This window comes from Ahniella affigens (assembly GCF_003015185.1).
Classification (GTDB): Bacteria; Pseudomonadota; Gammaproteobacteria; order Xanthomonadales; family Ahniellaceae; genus Ahniella; species Ahniella affigens.
Map to the genome: position 1 here is coordinate 4,532,859 of NZ_CP027860.1, position 18,783 is coordinate 4,551,641.

At 61.6% G+C, this 18,783-nt stretch carries 15 protein-coding genes; 4 read left to right on the forward strand and 11 right to left on the reverse strand.

The annotated features are described in order from the left end of the window. Positions 1–156: 156 nt before the first annotated feature. Entirely contained in the window at positions 157–561 is a 405-nt protein-coding gene (locus tag C7S18_RS17495) for a DUF6491 family protein (RefSeq protein WP_106892778.1), read from the reverse strand. Between the two features lie 506 nt (positions 562–1,067). Here C7S18_RS17495 and rpoD point away from each other — a divergent pair. Further along, on the forward strand, positions 1,068–2,921 hold the full coding sequence (gene rpoD, locus C7S18_RS17500; protein ID WP_106892779.1) for an RNA polymerase sigma factor RpoD: 1,854 nt from the start codon (positions 1,068–1,070) through the stop codon (positions 2,919–2,921). A gap of 112 nt (positions 2,922–3,033) precedes the next feature. On the opposite strand, the gene C7S18_RS17505 is transcribed toward rpoD, so the two are convergent. From C7S18_RS17505 to C7S18_RS17520, 4 genes are all read right to left on the reverse strand, one after another. After that, positions 3,034–4,383, reverse strand: coding sequence for a sensor histidine kinase (locus C7S18_RS17505; protein WP_240623921.1), 1,350 nt, complete (start codon positions 4,381–4,383; stop codon positions 3,034–3,036). Beyond that, complete coding sequence (locus C7S18_RS17510; RefSeq protein ID WP_106892780.1) at positions 4,373–5,713, reverse strand: sigma-54-dependent transcriptional regulator; 1,341 nt, start codon at positions 5,711–5,713, stop codon at positions 4,373–4,375. Before C7S18_RS17510 ends, C7S18_RS17505 begins: the two co-directional genes overlap by 11 nt. A 5-nt stretch (positions 5,714–5,718) precedes the next feature. Beyond that, entirely contained in the window at positions 5,719–7,677 is a 1,959-nt protein-coding gene (locus C7S18_RS17515; protein WP_106892781.1) for a putative bifunctional diguanylate cyclase/phosphodiesterase, read from the reverse strand. Positions 7,678–8,022: 345 nt separating this feature from the next. Then, positions 8,023–11,109 carry a putative bifunctional diguanylate cyclase/phosphodiesterase gene (locus C7S18_RS17520; RefSeq protein ID WP_146151982.1) on the reverse strand — a complete coding sequence of 1,029 codons (3,087 nt, stop codon included), beginning with the start codon at positions 11,107–11,109 and terminating at the stop codon, positions 8,023–8,025. 122 nt (positions 11,110–11,231) lie between these two features. Between C7S18_RS17520 and C7S18_RS17525 the strand changes: the two genes are divergently transcribed. Next, entirely contained in the window at positions 11,232–12,500 is a 1,269-nt protein-coding gene (locus C7S18_RS17525) for an NHL repeat-containing protein (protein ID WP_170113332.1), read from the forward strand. Between the two features lie 18 nt (positions 12,501–12,518). Here the strand turns inward: C7S18_RS17525 and C7S18_RS17530 are convergent, their stop codons facing one another. The 4 genes from C7S18_RS17530 to C7S18_RS17545 are packed head-to-tail and all read right to left on the reverse strand — an operon-like array spanning position 12,519 to position 15,246. Beyond that, positions 12,519–13,028 carry a GNAT family N-acetyltransferase gene (locus C7S18_RS17530; RefSeq protein ID WP_106892784.1) on the reverse strand — a complete coding sequence of 170 codons (510 nt, stop codon included), beginning with the start codon at positions 13,026–13,028 and terminating at the stop codon, positions 12,519–12,521. Beyond that, the gene (gene cyoE / locus C7S18_RS17535) at positions 13,025–13,951 is read right to left on the reverse strand and encodes a heme o synthase (RefSeq protein ID WP_106892785.1); all 927 of its coding nucleotides are present in this window, start codon (positions 13,949–13,951) and stop codon (positions 13,025–13,027) included. Before cyoE ends, C7S18_RS17530 begins: the two co-directional genes overlap by 4 nt. A gap of 22 nt (positions 13,952–13,973) precedes the next feature. Next, positions 13,974–14,552, reverse strand: coding sequence for a hypothetical protein (locus C7S18_RS17540; RefSeq protein ID WP_106892786.1), 579 nt, complete (start codon positions 14,550–14,552; stop codon positions 13,974–13,976). After that, positions 14,545–15,246, reverse strand: a complete 702-nt coding sequence (locus C7S18_RS17545) for an SURF1 family protein (RefSeq protein WP_170113333.1) — start codon at positions 15,244–15,246, stop codon at positions 14,545–14,547. The genes C7S18_RS17540 and C7S18_RS17545 overlap by 8 nt, the downstream gene beginning before the upstream one ends. Positions 15,247–15,340: 94 nt before the next feature. Here C7S18_RS17545 and C7S18_RS17550 point away from each other — a divergent pair, with 94 nt between their 5' ends. Beyond that, positions 15,341–15,577: a DUF2909 domain-containing protein gene (locus tag C7S18_RS17550; RefSeq protein WP_240623922.1), complete on the forward strand. Its 237-nt coding sequence runs from the start codon at positions 15,341–15,343 to the stop codon at positions 15,575–15,577. Between the two features lie 31 nt (positions 15,578–15,608). On the opposite strand, the gene C7S18_RS17555 is transcribed toward C7S18_RS17550, so the two are convergent. Both C7S18_RS17555 and C7S18_RS17560 read right to left on the reverse strand, forming a co-directional pair. Further along, entirely contained in the window at positions 15,609–16,454 is an 846-nt protein-coding gene (locus C7S18_RS17555) for an alpha/beta hydrolase (RefSeq protein WP_106892789.1), read from the reverse strand. Between the two features lie 88 nt (positions 16,455–16,542). After that, complete coding sequence (locus C7S18_RS17560; RefSeq protein WP_106892790.1) at positions 16,543–18,219, reverse strand: acyl-CoA dehydrogenase family protein; 1,677 nt, start codon at positions 18,217–18,219, stop codon at positions 16,543–16,545. A 284-nt stretch (positions 18,220–18,503) separates the two neighbouring features. Here C7S18_RS17560 and C7S18_RS17570 point away from each other — a divergent pair, with 284 nt between their 5' ends. After that, positions 18,504–18,764, forward strand: a complete 261-nt coding sequence (locus C7S18_RS17570; RefSeq protein ID WP_240624055.1) for a DUF3253 domain-containing protein — start codon at positions 18,504–18,506, stop codon at positions 18,762–18,764. Positions 18,765–18,783: the final 19 nt, after the last annotated feature.

The window sequence follows — 18,783 nt, forward strand, 5'->3', positions numbered from 1 at the left end:
AGAGTCATAACGCAAAAAGGCGGCAAATCGGTCACTCGCGCGCGGCAATTTTGATTCTGAGCGTTCAGATTCGCGGCAGCGTTCGCCATTTTGGCCCAGAAATGCAAAGCCCCCGCCTGAATCAGGACAGGGGCTGGCACGCGTTCGTCCGGTACTTCAGCGCTTGGCGCTGGCCCGGGCGGCCTTGAGCTGATTCACGTCCATGACGCGAATGTCTTTGATCAGGCAAGGAGCGCCGTTGATCGAGATGCGATCTTCCGGATACAGGCGAAATGTCGAAGTGCGCTCGATGACCATCGGGTCCTGCAGGGTGTAACGCCGGCAAATCGAGTTGAAGGTCAGCAGATAGGCATTCTTGCGGGAGGCGTAGACCACCATGTGGTAGTCGTCCACATGATCGAAGCGATCGATATTGCGCTGTTCGATAAACGCCACGGTCGGTCCGGCCAGGGACTCGTAGTCGATATCGGTGTTCGGGCGCTTGGCGTTCGCCACCCCGGCAGCGAACACCGCTGCACTCAAGGCCAGGGACAGTAACAAGGGTCGATGTTTGAGTTTCATGATTCCTCCAGGGTGGGGAGACTCGATTTGGCGCCCGGCCAGCTGAACTGATCGCGAACCAAACCGATGAACGCGCGTGAATCGTGTCGTCGAGATCATGCCATGGCGCCCGGGTGGTCGTGATCAATCCAAGGCTACGGCGGTCGCGTTCAAACGGTTGTTCGCACGCAGAGCCAGGAAAGAGCCGGCCAGCCCAGTCCATCCGGACCTCGTTCAGCCTGCGTTCGGGCCCACTTTCATCTTGGGATTCGTGATATTATTCAAACACTTGGGAAACTGCGTCAGCGTTTCTGTGGCGTCTTTCAGACAGCGACACAGAAGAACACAATAAGCATGATCGATTTGCCCTTGACAGCACGTTTATACTGGAGGGCCGATCTAAGCTGGCATCTGCTGTAGCCCCAACTTAATCCCGTGATTCGCGCCCTGGCTTTTGGCGCGTCCGGCGGTTTTGTCCGTTTTGATCGCCGAATTCCGTTTCTAAGTTTGTATCAAAGGAGCATTGCATGGCCGGTGAGTTCGAACCCCGCGACCAACAGTCTGAAATCAAGCAGCTGATCACCAAAGGCAAGGAACAAGGCTACTTGACCTATGCCGAAGTCAACGATCACCTGCCGGACGACGTGGTCGATCCGGAGCAGATCGAAGACATCATTGGCATGATCAATGACATGGGCATCGAAGTGCACGAAGTGGCACCCGATACCGAAACGCTGATTCTGCAGGAAACGCCGGCCGCCCAGGACGACGAGACGGCCACCGAAGAAGCCATCCAGGCGTTGTCGGCGGTCGAAGAGACTGGCCGCACCACCGACCCGGTCCGCATGTACATGCGCGAGATGGGCACGGTCGAACTGCTGACCCGCGAAGGCGAAATCGCAATCGCGAAGCGCATCGAGGAAGGTCTGGCCCAAGTGCAGACGGCGCTGTCGCAATTCCCATGGACGATCAGCCTGCTGTTGGAGGAATACGCCTCGCACCTGGACGGCAAGAAGCGTATGAGCGAATTCCTGACGGGCTTCTATGATCTGGAAGCCGAGCAGGCCGCGATTACCGAGGAAATGCTCGAGTCCGAATCAGAAGTCGCTGCCGCGGAAGATGACAACGACAACGGTGACGGCGAAGAAGCCGGCCCTGGCGAGTCCGGTCCCGATCCGGCCGAAGTCAAGCGCCGCATGGAACTGTTTGCCGATACCTACGAGAAATTCAAAGCCGGCCACAGCAAGGTTGGTGGCGAGGACAAGAAGGTCCAGAAGCTGAAGCAGCAGATCCAGGAAGAATTCCTGAAGCTGAAGCTGCCATCGATCATGATCGACGGCATGGTCAAGCGCGTGCGGGAGCGCGTCAACGTGCTGCGTCATCACGAGCGCGTGATCCTCGATATCGTCACGCGCCACGGCAAGATGCCGCGCAAGGACTTTTTGAAACTGTTCCCGGGCAAGGAAACGAATCTGCGCTGGATCGACAATGAGTCGCGCAAGGCCGTGAAGTGGGCCAGCACGCTGAAGACCTGCAAGGACGCCGTGGTCGCCGAGCAGGAAAAACTGATCGGCCATGAAGGCTTGCTGTTCCTGACGCTGCCGGAGATCAAAGAAATCCATCGCGCCATGTCGATTGGCGAAGCCAAGGCTCGCCGCGCGAAGAAGGAAATGGTCGAGGCCAACTTGCGTCTCGTGATCTCGATCGCGAAGAAGTACACGAACCGTGGTCTGCAGTTCCTCGATTTGATTCAGGAAGGCAACATTGGCCTGATGAAAGCGGTCGACAAATTCGAATACCGCCGCGGCTACAAGTTCTCGACGTACGCCACGTGGTGGATTCGCCAAGCCATCACCCGCTCGATTGCCGATCAGGCCCGCACCATCCGCATTCCGGTGCACATGATCGAAACGATCAACAAGCTGAACCGCATCAGCCGTCAGATGCTGCAGGAGATGGGCCGTGAGCCGTCGCCTGAGGAATTGGCGAAGAAGATGGACATGCCGGAAGACAAGATCCGCAAAGTCCTGAAGATCGCCAAGGAACCGATCTCGATGGAAACGCCAATCGGCGACGACGAGGACTCGCACCTCGGCGACTTCATCGAAGACACCAATGTCGAATCGCCGGTCGATTCGGCCACGACCACCGGTCTGCAGGAAACCGTGCACGATGTGCTTGCCTCGCTGACGCCACGTGAGTCGAAGGTGCTGCGCATGCGCTTTGGTATCGACATGAACACCGACCATACGCTGGAAGAGGTCGGCAAGCAGTTTGACGTGACCCGCGAACGCATTCGCCAGATCGAAGCGAAGGCCTTGCGCAAACTGCGTCATCCAAGCCGGTCGGAACAACTGCGGTCGTTCCTCGACTTGGATTGATGGTTTGCGCTTGATGTCGAAAAACCCGCCTGCGTGGCGGGTTTTTTGTTGCTTTCGTTTGGGTGGCAAGTCGCGAGATTGCCCCAGCGCTTACTTGCCATAAGCGCCGACGTCAATTCGTCCCCGCGGGCAACACCAGACTCACGGCCATTCCACCTCCGTCGCGCAAACTGAGGCTGATATGCCCGCCGTGCGCCTCGACAATCTCGCGTGCCAACGCGAGGCCCAAGCCGGTGCCGCCACGCTTCGTCGAATAGAACGGCATCAGCGCCTGCGCCATCACGGTCTCGGTCATGCCCGGCCCGCGGTCGAGCACGTCAATCCGCACGCCGTCGGCGAGTTCAGTCAACTCCAGCGCCACTGACTCGGCGGCGCTGCCCGATTCATGGGCGTTCTTCAGCAAGTTGATCAGTGCCTGCTCCAACTGCCCTGCATCAAACAACCCAGGTCGACTCGGGAACCGCGTCGGCATTTGAAAGCGCACTTGGGCCGAAAGCTGCTGGACAAATTCCGGCCATTCCACTGCCGATTTGATCGGCGTCGGCAACTTGGCAAACGTGGCGTAGCCGCGTATGAACTGATCCAGATGCTGCGCGCGCTGCCCGATGGCCTGGAAGACCTCGGGCAAGCGGTCCAGTTGCTGTCGACGAACCAACTCACTGCCGGTATGGGTCAGCGACGCGATGGGTGCCAGCGAATTGTTGAGCTCATGGCTGATGACGCGGATGACCCGCTTCCAAACACTCACCTCCTGACGCCTGAGCTCCTGGGTGAGCTGGCGAATCAGGTACAGCTCATGCGGACGCGAGTTCAGCGCAAAACGCTTGCGTGCCAGATGGTAGATTTCCTCGGCGTCTTCGCGACCGACGGTAAACAGGCCATTGCCGCCCCGTTCGATGGCCTGCCTGAGTGCTGGCTCGGCGCGGGCCAGCAATTCGTCCAGATGCTCGCCTTCGAGTTTGCGACCGTCACCGAGCAACCGACGCGCCGCGAGATTGGAGAACACCACCGGATAGCGGCTCGCGCCATCCAGCCGCACCTCGGCCACCAGCAGCATCGCCACGGGCGTGTGCTGCAGCATGGTGTCGAGCAACAACTCGCGCTGCGCCAGTGATTGTCGCTGGTCGCGCAACACATCGGCCAGCGCGTTGTGGCTCGCGACCAGTTCGGCCAGCTCATCGACCCGGTCAAAGCGCAGGCCGAAGCTGAAGTCGTTGTCACGAAAGCTCGCGACCGAGCCGCTCAGCGCTCGGAACAAGCTGAGAATCGGGCCGATCCACCAGCGCATCAGCAAGATGCCCCAGAGCAGTGCGAAGAGGCTGCCACCGGCGAATTGCAGCCAGGGCGACTGTAGTTTTGGCCCGACAAAGGCCACCAGCGCAATGGGGGGCAACACCGACAACAACAAAATACCGAGTAGCTGCCCGGCGATCGAAAACGGGGCGCGCGGCTTACTTGGCACGTGGAATGCCGAAGCGATCCATCCGCCGATACAACGCCTGGCGGGACAATCCGAGTTCGGCAGCGGCCTGCGCAATCACGCCATGAGCGCGCTGGATGGCGGCCTCAATACTTTCACGATCAAGTTCGATTTCCTCGCCAGGTGTACGCGCACCCAGGTCGCGCAGCCCCAGATCCACCGCCTGCACCGTGTCGCCCTGGGTCAACAGGCCAGCGCGCGCCATGACGTTCTTCAGTTCGCGCACGTTGCCCGGCCAACTGTATTGTTTCAGCGCGTGGATGGCTCCCTCGGCCAACTGCTTGCCGGGACCCAAGAAACTCCGGGCCAGCGGCAGAATGTCACGTGGCCGATCGGCCAGCGGTGGCAGTCGGAGTTCGAGCACATTCAGACGGTAGTACAAATCTTCGCGAAAGCTGCCCTGCCGGATCATTGCCGGCAGGTCGGCATTGGTCGCCGAGATCACACGCACTTTGACCTGGCGCTCGCGGTTGGAACCGAGGCGCGCGAAACGGCCAGTTTCCAGCACGCGGAGCAGCTTCATTTGTCCAGGGCCCGGCAGATTGCCGATTTCATCGAGAAACAGTGTGCCGCCATCGGCGGCCTCGAACTTGCCCTCCCGCGCTTTGTTGGCGCCGGTGTAGGCCCCCGCCTCGGCGCCGAAGAGCTCGGCTTCGATCAGATCAGCCGGCAAGGCCCCGCAATTCAAAGTGACAAATGGCCCGTTACGCACCAGCGAGTTTGCGCGCACGATTTCCGCAATGCGTTCTTTGCCAGCACCGTTCGGGCCGGTAATGAGGATCGGCAGGTCCGAGCGCGCCACCTGGGTCGCCAACGTCAGCACGCGTTCGGTCGCCGGATCATCGTAGACGAATCCACAGAGGTCTGATCGCTGCGCCAATGACTCGCGCTCGCGGCGCTCACGAACCCGCACCTGCTGCAGCTGCCGATTGGCCTGACCGAGTTCGAGCAGATTCGCAATGCTGGCTACGAGCTTATGATCGTCCCAAGGTTTGGCCAGGTAATCGCACGCGCCCGCTTTGACCAACTCGACCGCGCTGTGCAAATGCGTCCAGGCCGTCATCAGGATGACCGGCAAGTCCGGGTAACGGGCGCGAATATCGCGGAACAAGGCCACGCCCTCTTCACCCGACGTGGTATCGGCCGTGAAGTTCATGTCCTGCACCACCAAGTCGACGTGCTGGCTGGCCAACATGGTCAAGCCCTGCTCCGGACTTTCGGCATGCAGGGTGCGCCAGCCTTCAAGCGAAAACAGCAAGTCCAATGCCTGCGCGACGCCGGCGTTGTCGTCGATGACCAGAATCAGAGACATGTTGGTCAGAGCAGAGATTGCGCGAGGACTTGGTCGATCGGTCGCGGCTTGGCGTACAGGAACCCTTGCCCTTGCGTGCAGCCGAGGGCGAGCAGCGCGTCACGTTGACCTTCGCTTTCGATGCCTTCGGCGATCACTTCCACGCCGAGCGACTGCGCGAGCGACAGGACCGCTTCCACCACCGCTTGCGAGCCACCGGAGTCAGTATCGGTCTGTGTGAGCCCGTTGACGAACGAGCGATCGATCTTCAGAGCGTGGATCGGGAACTGATGCAAGTAGGAGAGCGACGAATAGCCCGTGCCAAAATCGTCCAGCAGTGCCACCAGGCCACCATCGCGAAGCTCTTCGAGCATGACCCGCGCACGCGCTGGGTCGTGGAGCAACGATCCCTCGGTGATCTCCAGGCGCAAGCGGTCGGTTGGCACCTCGTGCTGGGCAACCAGGGTCAGCAGCTTGTTGGCCAATTGCGGATCGCGGAAATGGCGCGGCGACAAGTTGATGCTGACATAGCACTCTTCGGGCATGCGCTTCAGATCTTCAAAGACGATCTCGTAAAGCTCCATGTCGATCGCTTCAGCCAAGCCGACTTCCTCCGCCACGCTCAGAAACTCATGCGGCGCCAAAAAGCCCCGCTGCGGGTGTTTCCAGCGCAAGAGCGCCTCGTAGCCGAGTTTGCCACCATCGCGCAGATCGACAATCGGCTGATAGAACGGCACGAACTCGTTCTTGCCCACGGCCCGGCGCAGCTCGTTTTCCAGATCGAGCAGTTTCATGGCCTGCTCAAGCAAGGTCTCGTCGAATACTTCGAAGCGCTTGCGGCCGCGCGATTTCGCGCGGTACATCGCCGCATCGGCGTCGCGCAGCAGTTCGTCCGGCTTACGATAGCGCGGATGACTGAGCGCGATGCCCACGCTGGTCGACGTGAACAGTTCCTTGCCCTCGGCATAGACCGGCTGGGCGAATGCGGCGATCAGGCGGTTGGCGACCACAGCCGCATCGGAGGCGGTGTAGACGCCGGGCAGCAGCACTGCGAATTCGTCGCCGCCCATGCGGGCAACCGTATCCACTTCGCGCACGCCCCGGCTGATCCGGCGCGACGCCTCGATCAGCAGCGCGTCGCCAATGGCATGCCCCATGCTGTCGTTGATGACCTTGAAGCGATCCAGGTCGAGATACAGCACGGCGAAGCTCTGCGAATTGTCGCGCCGATACCGGGCGAGCGACTGCTCCAGGCGATCGAGGATCAGGACTCGGTTCGGCAGCCCCGTCAGCGCGTCGTGCAGCGCGTCGTATTTGAGTTTTTCCTCAATGCGCTCGCGTTCCTGCATTTGCCGACGCAGTTCGTTGTTGGTTTCGCCCAATTCGCGCGTGCGCTCAGACACGCGCCGCTCGAGTTCGGCCGACACCAGCTTGATGGAATCCTGGGCGCGGCGACGCGCCAGCGCCAGAACCATCTGATGCGCGGCAAAGCGCAGGAGCATCAAATCCTGGGTTTTGCTCGCCAGTTCGGTGTTGAATCCAAACAGCGCCGCGATGCCGATCAGGCCATTTTCATCGCGCAAACCAGCGACCAGCGCATTGGTCGCCAGCGGCAGGCCGCTGAGGTCTAACCCTTGCGTCATCTCGTAAAGGTCTTCGCCCCGCAGCGCCAAGTAGTGGCCGCGAATCGCAAACCGCGATACCAGTTGCTTGGTCAGCGCCCGGGTCAGGCGCTGCGCCTTCAGCGCGTCAGTGCCGCCACTGTGCGGAAAGCTGACATCGTCGCGGGCGGCGTTGAACAGGGCGACTGCCCAGCCATCGCAGCCCATGCCCTCGGTGATACGGCGGTCCAGCAGCCCAAATACATCGAGCGGATGCTGGGAAGTGGCCGTGGCTTCGGCCAGACTCAGCCAGGATTGCAGCATGGCCAGCGCTTCGGCATTGCTGCGCGCCTGCAGGGCCTGGGTTTGTGGATCGGTCGCCATTCCAAAAGTCTACCAGTTTGTTGAGTCAGGACTGCGGAGGCCAAGCGCGACAAACCGTGTCGGCTGCTGCACCGAAGTCGTCCCATAGGTGGCCATCCCCAAGGGAAGGTCAGCGCCTGTCCGGATCAATTCAGGCGCCAACTTGGCTGATCTGGCACGAACCGGATTAGCCTGACGTGAAACAACGACTGGCGTCATTGCGCACGGCTTGGCGGGCAGTTGTACAACAGCGTAGCAACCAAAACCCGGGCCGGGCACACAAATCGGGGGGCCTGAGGGATTTCCCCTGGCCGTCAGCCAGTGCGCACGGGTTCCGTGCACGCCCGCAGGCGCTCGCGTCCGCCGTCAACCGTTCGACGCCGCCGCTTGCTGAAACCGGGAGAGCGGCTGCGGGTGTGCATACCAGAATCCCTGTCCCATTGAGCACCCCAGTTCCCGTAACGCATCCCGCTGTTCTTCTTTCTCAATGCCCTCGGCAATGACTTTGACGCCGAGCGTGCCAGCCAGCGCGAGAATCGCGCGCACCACGGCGACGTTGCCACCGCTGCCACCGGGCTTCAGGTCGCGCACAAAGCTCTTGTCGATCTTCAGCGCATCCATCGGGAACTGGTGCAGGTACGACAGGGAGGAGTAGCCAGTGCCGAAATCATCCAACAGCGCGTGCAGACCCCGGTCGCGCATCTGATTCAGGGTATGGCGGATCTGCTCGGGATTTTCGAGCAGCGCGCCTTCCGTGACCTCCACCCGGACTTGCTCGGGCTTCACCCGGTTGAGTTCCAGCAAGCGGAAGAATTCCTCGTGCCAGTGCGGGTCGCGCAAATGCCTGGCCGATACATTGACGCTGACATAGCGCCCCATGACCGCGAGCCTTGGCACCGCCCGCATGGCCTGCTCAAACAGCTGCCAGTCGATGATTTCGGCACTGCCGTTGTCCTCGGCGACCGACAGAAAGTCAGAGGGCAACAAGAGCCCGCGATCCGGGTGGTTCCAGCGCAGCAGCGCCTCGTACCCGACGATGCGATCATGATCGATATCGATGATCGGCTGGAAGAACGGCTCGAACTCGCTGCGTGCAATGGCGCGTCGGAGATCACTCTCCAGTGTCAGCAGGTTGAGCGCCTCCTGATGCAGGGTTTCGTCGAACACCTCGAACCGCTGCCGGCCCTTGGCCTTGGCGCGATACATCGCGACGTCGGCATCGCGCAACAGCTCTTCCGGCGCATTGTAACGGGACTCCCCCATCGCGATGCCGATGCTCGCTGACGTGAACAGTTCCTTGCCCGCCACGCGGATCGGTTCGTTGAGCGCCGTGATCACCCGGCGCGCGACACGCCGCGTATCTTCAATGTCGCTGACATCCTCAATCAATATTGCGAACTCATCGCCGCCCAGGCGCGCGACCGTGTCGGGTTCACGTACGCAAGCCTGCAGTCGGCGGCTCGCCTCCTTCAACAACTCGTCGCCAATCAAATGCCCGACCGAGTCGTTGATCACCTTGAAGCGATCGAGATCGAGAAACAGTACGGCAAAGTGGCGGCGCACGTCACGCCGCAGGCGGTTCAGACACTGGCTCATGCGGTCAAGCAGCAGCGAGCGGTTTGGCAACCCGGTCAGCGCATCGTGCAGGGCTTCGTGCTTCAGCCGCATTTCGATCTGCTGCCGGACCTTGATCTGGTCCCGGAGTTGCAGGTTGCTTTCGGCCAGCTCGCGCGTGCGCTCCTCGACGCGCTTCTCGAGCTCCTCCTTGGCGGCGCGAATCGCGTCCTGCGCTCGCTTGCGCTCGATCGCCAAGGCAATGTGATTCGCGACGAATGTCAGCACTTCCTGATCGGTCGCGTCATAGACGACCTCGGGCGAATAGCTCTGCACAGCCATGACGCCGAGTGGGCCGGTTTCGCCTCGCAGCGGCACGCCGAGCCAGCATACCGATGGCGAACCCACCGTCTTGACAACACCCCGCTCGTTCAATTGATCGAGTTGCTCGCGATCGGCGAGCAGCGGTTTCTGCGTTCGGAGCACATGATCCGTGAGGCTGAGGCCAGGGCGCCGCGATTCAAACCGGGCGGACGGATCGCGCTCATCCACCGCATAGGGAAACACGATCCACTCGCCCTCGAGCAACGCAATGAAGAAATTCTTCGCATACAGCAACTCGCCCACAACGCCATGCACCGCGGTGTAGAACTGGTCGATCGTTTCGGTACTGCTCGTGAGTTCGGCAATCCGTTGGAACGCCGCCTGCAAGCGCTCACGACGCTTGCGCACCTCGATCTGCTCGACCAGTTCGCGCGTGCGCTCCTCCACGCGGCGCTCCAACTCGGCATGCGCTTGCTTCCGCTGCACCGCCGTCAGCACATGCTGTCCCACATAGCTCAGCAGTGCGCGATCAGTCTCGGTATAGCGTACCGACGCATCGTAGCTCTGCACCACCAAGGCGCCGCAGACCACGCCAGATGTGATCAATGGGATACCCAGCCAATCTTCGGCGTCGGGCCCGAATGACGCATCGCGGGTCACGCCCAGCAGGTTGCGAATCGTCATGGATGGCCCCATCAGGGGCTTGCCATGTCGCATCAGCGCCAGCGTCAAACTGTTCTTCAGGTCGTCTTCGGTAAACGCCTGATCAGGCAGCGTGGGATCGGGGTCCACGCTGTCGGCAAAATAGATGAAGCGGAAGATTCGGAGATCCCGATCGAACAGGCCGATATAGAAATTCTCGGCATAGGTCAGATCACCAATGATCTCGTGGATGCCAGAGAGCATATCCGGCATTTCCATGTCACTGCTCGCCAAGTCGGCAATGGCGTACAACGCGCGCTGGATCCGTTCGGCGGTTTCCAATCGATCGACTGCCTGCTTGAGCCGGGAAGTCTGCAGCAGCTCTTGTGCCCGGGCCGCAATCAGATTCAGGGTATCGGCCGCCAATTCGGCGCCACTGGTCGATTGTTTCAGGCACAACACGGCGCGCGCCGAGGTACCGCTGCCGGCAATGATCGGCAATGCCAGTTCGACCCCGTCGGGGGTGAGTTTGCTCGCGCTCCGGCCCTGATCCCAGGCTTGTTCGAACAGCTCGACGGCAACAATGGTCCGCTCGCCAAGCGCGACCGGCGCACTCTGCCTTGGACTTGGTCCGGACGCGCTGAACCCCTCCGACCAGTGCAACTGCGTGGCGGTCGCCTGCAGCGCTTCCCGAGCATATTGGTGGAGGCAATCGGCAAGCGCCGGCAACGTTTGGGCGTGCAACAACTCGAGCGCCAGGGCACGCCCATCCGCCTGGGCGCGAATAGGGCCCCCGGAGCTTCGGTCAGCAAATGGCGCCGGTTGGATCACGTGCCGAGTCTGCACCGATGCGGCCTTGCAGGCAATGGTTGGCAAGGGTGGTGTCGGACCGGAATCGACGCGCCGGTGGGCAGTGCGCCTTGTGATCGACACGAAATGTCCCAATCGTTGCACCGGTTTCGTACCCCCAGATACCTACCCGAGACGGAAACGCAAAAATGAACTTGTTCTGGCTGTCTAAACTTACCCTTCGCGGCGCACTGATGGTTTGCGCCGTGTCCTTCAGTTTGCTGGCACCGAAGGCGCAAGCTGCACCGGGCGATCTCGATCCGAGCTTCGGCGCGTTGGGCGGGTTCACCCGCACGGCCACGTCGGCGCCCGGCAACATATCCGGCAGCATGCTCCAAGACACCAGCGGGCGCTTCTGGGCCGCCGGCATGAACGCGTTGAACACCAGCCAGCACCAGCCCATCTTGGTGCGCTATTTGAGTAATGGGGCACTTGACGGAAGCTTTGGCAACGCCGGAATCTTGACCCCAGCCAACAGTATCGTGCCGCCAATCGGCACCATTCGTGTTCTGCGCTCGGGCAGCACCTTCTACCTCCTCTGCGCCGGAGCCAGCCAGATCGACCTGTTTGCGCTGAACGCCAGCGGCGGGGCCGTTGCCAGTTTCGGCACGAACGGCCGACTGACCATCAGCGTGACCGGCGCCTATGGACTGATTGGCGCAGCCTTGCAAGGCAGCAGCATTGTCATCGCCGGCAACGATCGCCACCCAACGACGAACAACAGCGACTTCCTGCTGGTGCGTGTGCTGAGCAATGGCACCCTGGACCCGAGCTTTGGGACCGGCGGACGGGCCTGGTCACGGGTCTACAGCGGCGTCAGCGCGTTCAACCGGCTGACCGATGTGGTCATTCAACCCGATAACAAGATTCTGGCGGTCGGTCGAATGGGCCCGAATTCGAGCAACTCCAACGCCGTGGTGGCTCGGTTTCTCGCAACGACGGGTGCGCCCGACACGAGTTTTGCCGGAACCGGATTTTCGGAGTGGAGCTGGGGCGGATTGGATCGCGGCCGCGAGATTGCCCTGCAATCTGACGGCAAAGTCGTGTTCGCCGGCACGTCCTGCGCGTTCGATGGCTCCAATTGCCAGGTTCGCGTGGCGCGCCTCCAAAGCAACGGCAGCCTCGATACCAGTTTCGCCAATGCCGGTCTGTTTGCCGGCAACTACAACTATGGCAGCCAGTTCAACGACCTGATGATTGATGCCAACAACCGCGCCATTGCGGTGGGCACGATGACAATGGGAGACGGGTCCATTTTGGCGATGGTGCTGCGCCTCCAGGGGAATGGCGCGCCCGACACCAGCTTCGCCGCCACCGGCGTGCGGCGCTACAACTTCACCAGCTACAGTGGCCTGTACCAGAATAGCGCGACGGCCGTCATGACCGACTCCAGTGGCATCGTACTTGCCGGCCACATCGGCAATACCACCTGGAGTCCGAACGCCTACTGGCTGATTGCGCGCGTGCAACCCTGAGCCGGATCGCAGACCAACTCAAGCCTGCCAGACGTACAGGGCAATATCGCGTTCCTCGCCAGGAACGCGATAGGGCCCGCGATAGACAAACCCCAGCCGGACCAACACCGAAATCGAGCGCTGGTTGTCGCTGTTGACGATCGCCAGCACTTGGTTGCGGCCCAGGTGATCGCGGGCATAGTCCAGGCACGCCCGAGCGACTTCCTGAACATAGCCGCGGCCTCGGAACTCTGGCAGCAGGGCATAACCGAGGTCGATTTCGGGCAGGGTATCGCGCTGGATCAAACCACATAGCCCGACCAAGTTGGACGTCTGTTTCTCAAGCACGGCGCAAAAGCCGTATCCGTGCTCGCGATGGTGGACGTCATAGCGCTCTTCGATCTGCCGGACGGCATCGTCGACCGTGCGAATGCCGCGATCGCCAATGAAGCGCAACCAATCCGGATCGTTCATCAACCGAAACAGTTCCGGCGCATGCTGCTGCTCGAAACGGACCAGGCGCAGGCGTTCGGTTTCGATCTCCATCATGCCGACTTGAACTCCAGCAGCTGCGGCGGATGGGATTGCAGCAATGCCGGTGACGACACGTAGTGATCGACCAGCAGGAACGCAAACAGCGCCATCAGATACAGCACCGAATAGCTGAATGTTTCCATCGCAAACCGCTCATTCGGTGGATTCTGCAAACGGATCGCGTAGTACAGAAATCCCAGGCCAAGCACGACCGCGCCGCCCAGATACAAGTAGCCGCTCATGCCGGTGAGCCATGGCAACAAGGTCACGAGGAACAGCAGAATCGTGTAGTACAGCACATGGGCGCGGGTGTATTCGACGCCATGGGTGATTGGCAACATCGGGATGGCGGCGCGCGCGTAGTCTTCTCGGCGGAAGATTGCGAGCGCCCAGAAATGCGGCGGCGTCCAGATGAAAATAATCAGGAACATCAGCAGCGCATACGGATGCACGGAGTTGTCGATGGCGGCCCAGCCAAGCACCGGCGGCGCTGCGCCGGCGGCACCACCCAGCACGATGTTCTGGGGCGTCGCGCGCTTCAGATACACGGTATAGATGACGGCATAGCCGATCAGCGCAAAGAACGTCAGCACGGCCGTTAGCACGTTGACCTGCCAGACGAGCAGGATCATCGACAAGGCCCCAAGACTCAGCGCGAACCAAAGAACCTGGCGCGAACTGAGCTGCCCGGTCGGCAACGGTCGGTTGGCTGTGCGCGCCATGATGGCGTCGATCCGGGCGTCGAGCAGGTGGTTGATGGCCGCCGCACTCGACGCAGCAAGCCAGATCCCGACGTTGGCGACCAGCACCAGCCACCAGTTAGGCAATCCCGGCGTGGCCAACAGCATGCCCACGAACGCCGTGAACACGATCAGGGCAACGACTTTGGGTTTGGTCAGCGCAAAATACTGTGCGGCTGTGTGAGTGAGTGCGGTCATCGGTCTAGTTTAGCAGGGCCGCTCAGAGCACCAGTTTGCCCAGGTCCCGGCGCACGGGCTTCAGCTCAGCGTGCTCCGGAAAGCGCATGACAAAATAGCCGCTGGGGTCGACCAGACCAAGCCGCAAATCCGTTTCCGGTTGCGGCAACCCGGTATTCAGCTCGGCCGGAAACTGCTGCAGGTAGTAAACCCCTCGGAGGCCGGCAAAGGCAGTGACCCCGGGGGGCAACGGGTCGAGGATCGCAAAACGGAGTTTTTCGGCGCGGCGGTTCAGTGTCTCCCGGAGATTCGGGATCAGATTGAGGCGCTCCACACACGTGGCGTCGCAGGTTTTTGGCACGCGCACGACCATGGTCCAGAACCACTGCGGCGTCGCCAGCGGAAAAGCTTGCCCGTCAACGGTGATCGCGGTTTCCGGCAGGGGCTTGGCCGGCGTCAACACCTCGCCATAGGCCTTGCGGCCCTCCGGCATGTAACCGATCGCGGCCAGCACGCCAGCAATCAGCATGGGCAGCGCGAACAGGCCAACAATCAACAGCAATTGGCGGCGACCGCCGCCGGGCGCCGCTGGATGGGGATGAGAGCTCGGGGAATCAGTCACGGGTCGAAGGCCGATGGAGATAGAGAAACAGGATGATTGCGGCAATGGCGAAGCTGAACCATTGCAAGGCGTAGCCTCGGTGGCGCTCGGCGCCAATACCAGGGGGGTGCCACGCACGCTGGAAGCCAGAACTCGCGTCTGCCTTTGGCCAGAACACCTGGCTGAGCACCGAATACCCCAGCGTCTCGGCGACGCTGGCAGGCTCCACGCTCATCAGCACCCGCGGATACGGGCCCTGGCCGACGCTGTCGGCAATCACGCCCGGCGCCGGTGGCGGCGCCAGAATACCGACCGAGTCAAAGTTGGCCGGGATTGGCGGTATTGCAACCGGTTGCTCGCGATTCGGCCAGGCCACCCAACCGAGCTGAACCAGCACGTGGCGGCCAGTATCGGTCTGTAGCGGCGCAAACACCTGGACTCCCACCCGCCCGTCCTGGACTTGGTTGTCGAGCAGCAACAGGTGCGCCTGGTCGAATTGCCCGCGCAGGTGCACGGTCTGGTACGCCCCGGGCAGGGGCGCCGCCAGCGCCGCGTCCAAGGTTGGCGCGTCGCGCACCGCCAGGGCCGCTGCAAACTCGCGTGCCAGTTGGTCTTTGTACTGGGCGCGCCCGTACTGCCAGTTGGCGGCGCTGAGAAAGATCGTCAGGCCAACCACCAGCAGCAGCCAGCTCTTCAGTGCGGGTTTGCGGAGCATTGGGTCAGTAAGTTGGAAAGCTGGGCCATCCGGCCCTGCCGGGAATGACGGCCCGGCTTTATACTGTGGGACTGCTGAAGTGTGAATCAAAATCATGCAAGGAATTCAGAAACTGCTGGTGATCGCCATTTTCCTGGTGATCGTCTACAACCTCGGCTCGGCGCTCTGGTACATGCTGCACAAACCGGAAGTTCAGGACGAGGCCAGCCGGACGCGGGTTGTCCGCGCTTTGACGCGACGAATTGGCATCTCGATCGGCCTGATTCTGCTGGTGGCCATCGCACTGTACACCGGGATCTTGCAGTCACACGGGATTCGCGTCGGGCACTAAGCACTCCGGACACATCCCGGTCAGGCGATCTTCAAGGTTGCGCCGGAGGTGCAAACAGCAACCGCAAACCGGCGAGTGCTGCCGGGTGATAGATGGTCTGATGCGTTTCATCGGGAAACGCCCGGTACTCCAGTTGGCGCAATGCATCCGGTTGGGTCTTGAGTATGGTGTACGCCGTCTCGGTCAATGCCGCGATTTCTGACTGGCTCCCATGCGCCAGATACAGGCGCTTTTGCTGCCAGGCTTTCGGCAGCGGCTCATTCTGAAAGCGATTGACCAGCACACTGTGGTTCCACCAAAGGCTAGGGTCGAGCGCCAGATAGCTGTCGAACATCGACGGTGCTTTGAGCATCGTTTCCACAACAAACAAGCCCGCGAACGACTCACCGATCAACGCGCGCTCGTGCGTCACGCGGTAGCGGGCTTCGACCGCGGGAAACAATTCCTGGCGGATGAACTGCCGGAACGCGCGCGAGCCGCCAATCACCGGCGCCACTGCCTGATCCTGCGGATCGGTGCTCGGCCCGGTCAGATCGCGCCTGCGCTGTGTGTTCTCGATACCGACCAGCATGAATGGCCGTATGCCGCCGTTCAGGCTCAGAATCTGCACGAGGCCAGCGACATGCAGAAAGTCTTCTTGAATCCCGCCATCCGGCATGTACAACACCGGTAGCGGCTGATCGGTCGGCACGTTGGGTCGATAGACATTGATTCGCCGAATCTCACCGAGCACCGTTGATTCGAGCGTCCAGGTATCGCCGATACCAAGCGCCTCGTTCTTGGGTTTGCTGCGGTCTGATCGCGCCAGTACTGACGTCGCGATCAGCAGCAGGATCAGGACAGTCAGCAACTGCTGGAACAATCGGTCAGAGCGCATCGGTACGAATCCAAGGGGTGCCCTGCAGACTGCCAGCTGCGCGCGCTGGCGCCCATGTGCCAAAGCGCACAGGCCGATCTGACGCCACTTAAGCGTAGATGTCGCTCGCGAGCATGCGGGCTTCGTTTCCGGTCGGCACGGCCAGACGAATCGTTCCAAGCCGGGCATAGCGCTTGGCAGCGGCCAGGGCGCGCGGGTCATTTTCGGCGCGGAAACTCCATTCGGCGTGGCGGGCAAGAACCGCCAGCGCCAAGGTGCGCGCCAGGGTCATGGCCAGGCCACGGGCGCCAGCAGGCAATTCGTCTTTCGTCGAGGAGCGCTTCTGCAGCCATTCGGCCACCGCGGTCGCGGACTCGCGGATCTGCTTCACCACCGGCTCCATATCCGGCAGCGTGATTTGCGCGGTCAGGCTGCGAATCGCGGTCAGCCAGTGCTGCAGCCCGCCGACTTGCCGGAGCGCCTTGAGCACATCGAGCGCCAGGACATTCGTCGTGCCTTCCCAAATGGGCATGACCTGCGCATCGCGAAGCAACGCGGGCAACCCCGAATCCTCGCAATAGCCGACGCCGCCCATTGCCTCCAGGCACTCGGAGACTCCGGCCACCGCGAGCTTGCCGGTGAACAACTTGAGCGCTGGCGTCAGGAGCCGGACGAGCGCATGCGACGGGTCCTCCGCGCTGGTGTACTCGCTTCGACCCAGGTGTTCGATCACGTAAAACGTCAGGTGGAACGCCGCTTCCAGTTCTGCCTGGACATCGGCCAGCGTTTCCTGATGCAGGGCATGATCCAAGAGCGGCATGCCAAACACCACGCGCCGCGCCGCGTAGTCGCGAGCGATCGACAGCGCGCGCCGCAGGGTGCTGATTGCGCAGACCGAATTCCACACTCGAGTCGTATTCAGCACCGGCGTGATCATCTTCACGCCGCCTTTGATGTCACCGACCAACTCCGCTGGCGTGTTGTTCAACCGGATTTCGGCCGTCGGCAGCTTGCGCGTACCGAGTTTGTCCTTGAGCCGGTCAATTTCGATATTGCGCAACCGGCCGTCGGCTTTCCAAGGCTCGACGTAAAACAACGCAAGTTGATCGGCACCGTGGCCATTGCCCTCCGGTCGCGCGAGCACCATCGCCATGTCGGCCGTGATCGCCGACGTGAACCACTTCCGCCCAGTGAGCCGCCAGCGACCGCGCTGATCCTGCTTCGCGGTGGTTTCAGTACCACCGACATCGGAGCCACCACTGGTTTCGGTCATCCACTGACCGCTGATCCACAACTCTTTCGGGTCGGTGGCGAGCAGGTGTGGCAATGCGCGCTCAATCAGCGCCGAGTTGCCGGATTCCTGCAGACAACGCGCGGCCCCATCGCTCATCGCCAGCGGGCAGGTAAAAAACTCGCTGGATGGATGGAACAGGTACACCCGCGCGAACTGATGCAGCCGGGCATGCTGGACCAAACGCTTGTCGTAGCCCGTGCTGACCAGGCCCCAGCGCGTCGCAAACTGCTTGGCCTCACGCCAGAAGCCAGACAGCTGCAACTGGTCGATCCGATTCCCGAAGACATCGAAGTGATTGAGGCTCGGTTCGAACCGGTACTCCTTGTGAATCCGGGGCTCCAACTCGCCGACGACCGCATCGCCCAGATCAGTCAGGGTCTGTTCGAGCTCGCCCAACTGATTCGGCGGACAAACGCGCTTCAACAGCGAGCGCAACATGCGATCGTCGAGATACGGGTTCGCCAGCACAGGGGCAGCTTGGGTGAATGCCATCGGGTTGTTCCGGAAACAAGACGGGGGAACTTATCGGGAAGCCCCGTTTTGAACAAGCTGCCACTGCCGTTTGCCGGAAAGCTGGTCAATTGCGCGGCACGGGCGGCGAATCTGATGATGCGGTGCGGGTTCGCGTCGCCGCTGCACCGCACCATTCGAGCCGCCTGCTCTTATTTCGATGAAATCGCGATGTCTGATCCGGCCGCCATTTTGCGTTCTGATATTGTGTGACGACAATCATGCCCTTATCCCCGCGCCAACCGCCCGACGATGCCTTGAGCAAGGTGATCCACGATTACCTGGTGGAAATGCTCGATGCCCGACTGGGAGACGCGAGCATTTGTCCGAGCGAGACCGCGCGGCTGCTCGGCGAGGACCTGCGCGTCGAGTGGCGAGACCTGATGCGGCCGATTCGCGAAGTCACCGCCCGCCTGGCCGATCAGGGCCGGATTGAAGTGCTGCAATCCGGCCGGCCGGTGAACATCCGCGAAGCCCGCGGGCCCGTGCGGATTCGCCGCAAGGGCTGGATGCGGCCAGCGGACTAGGCACGCCGCAGGCAGCGCC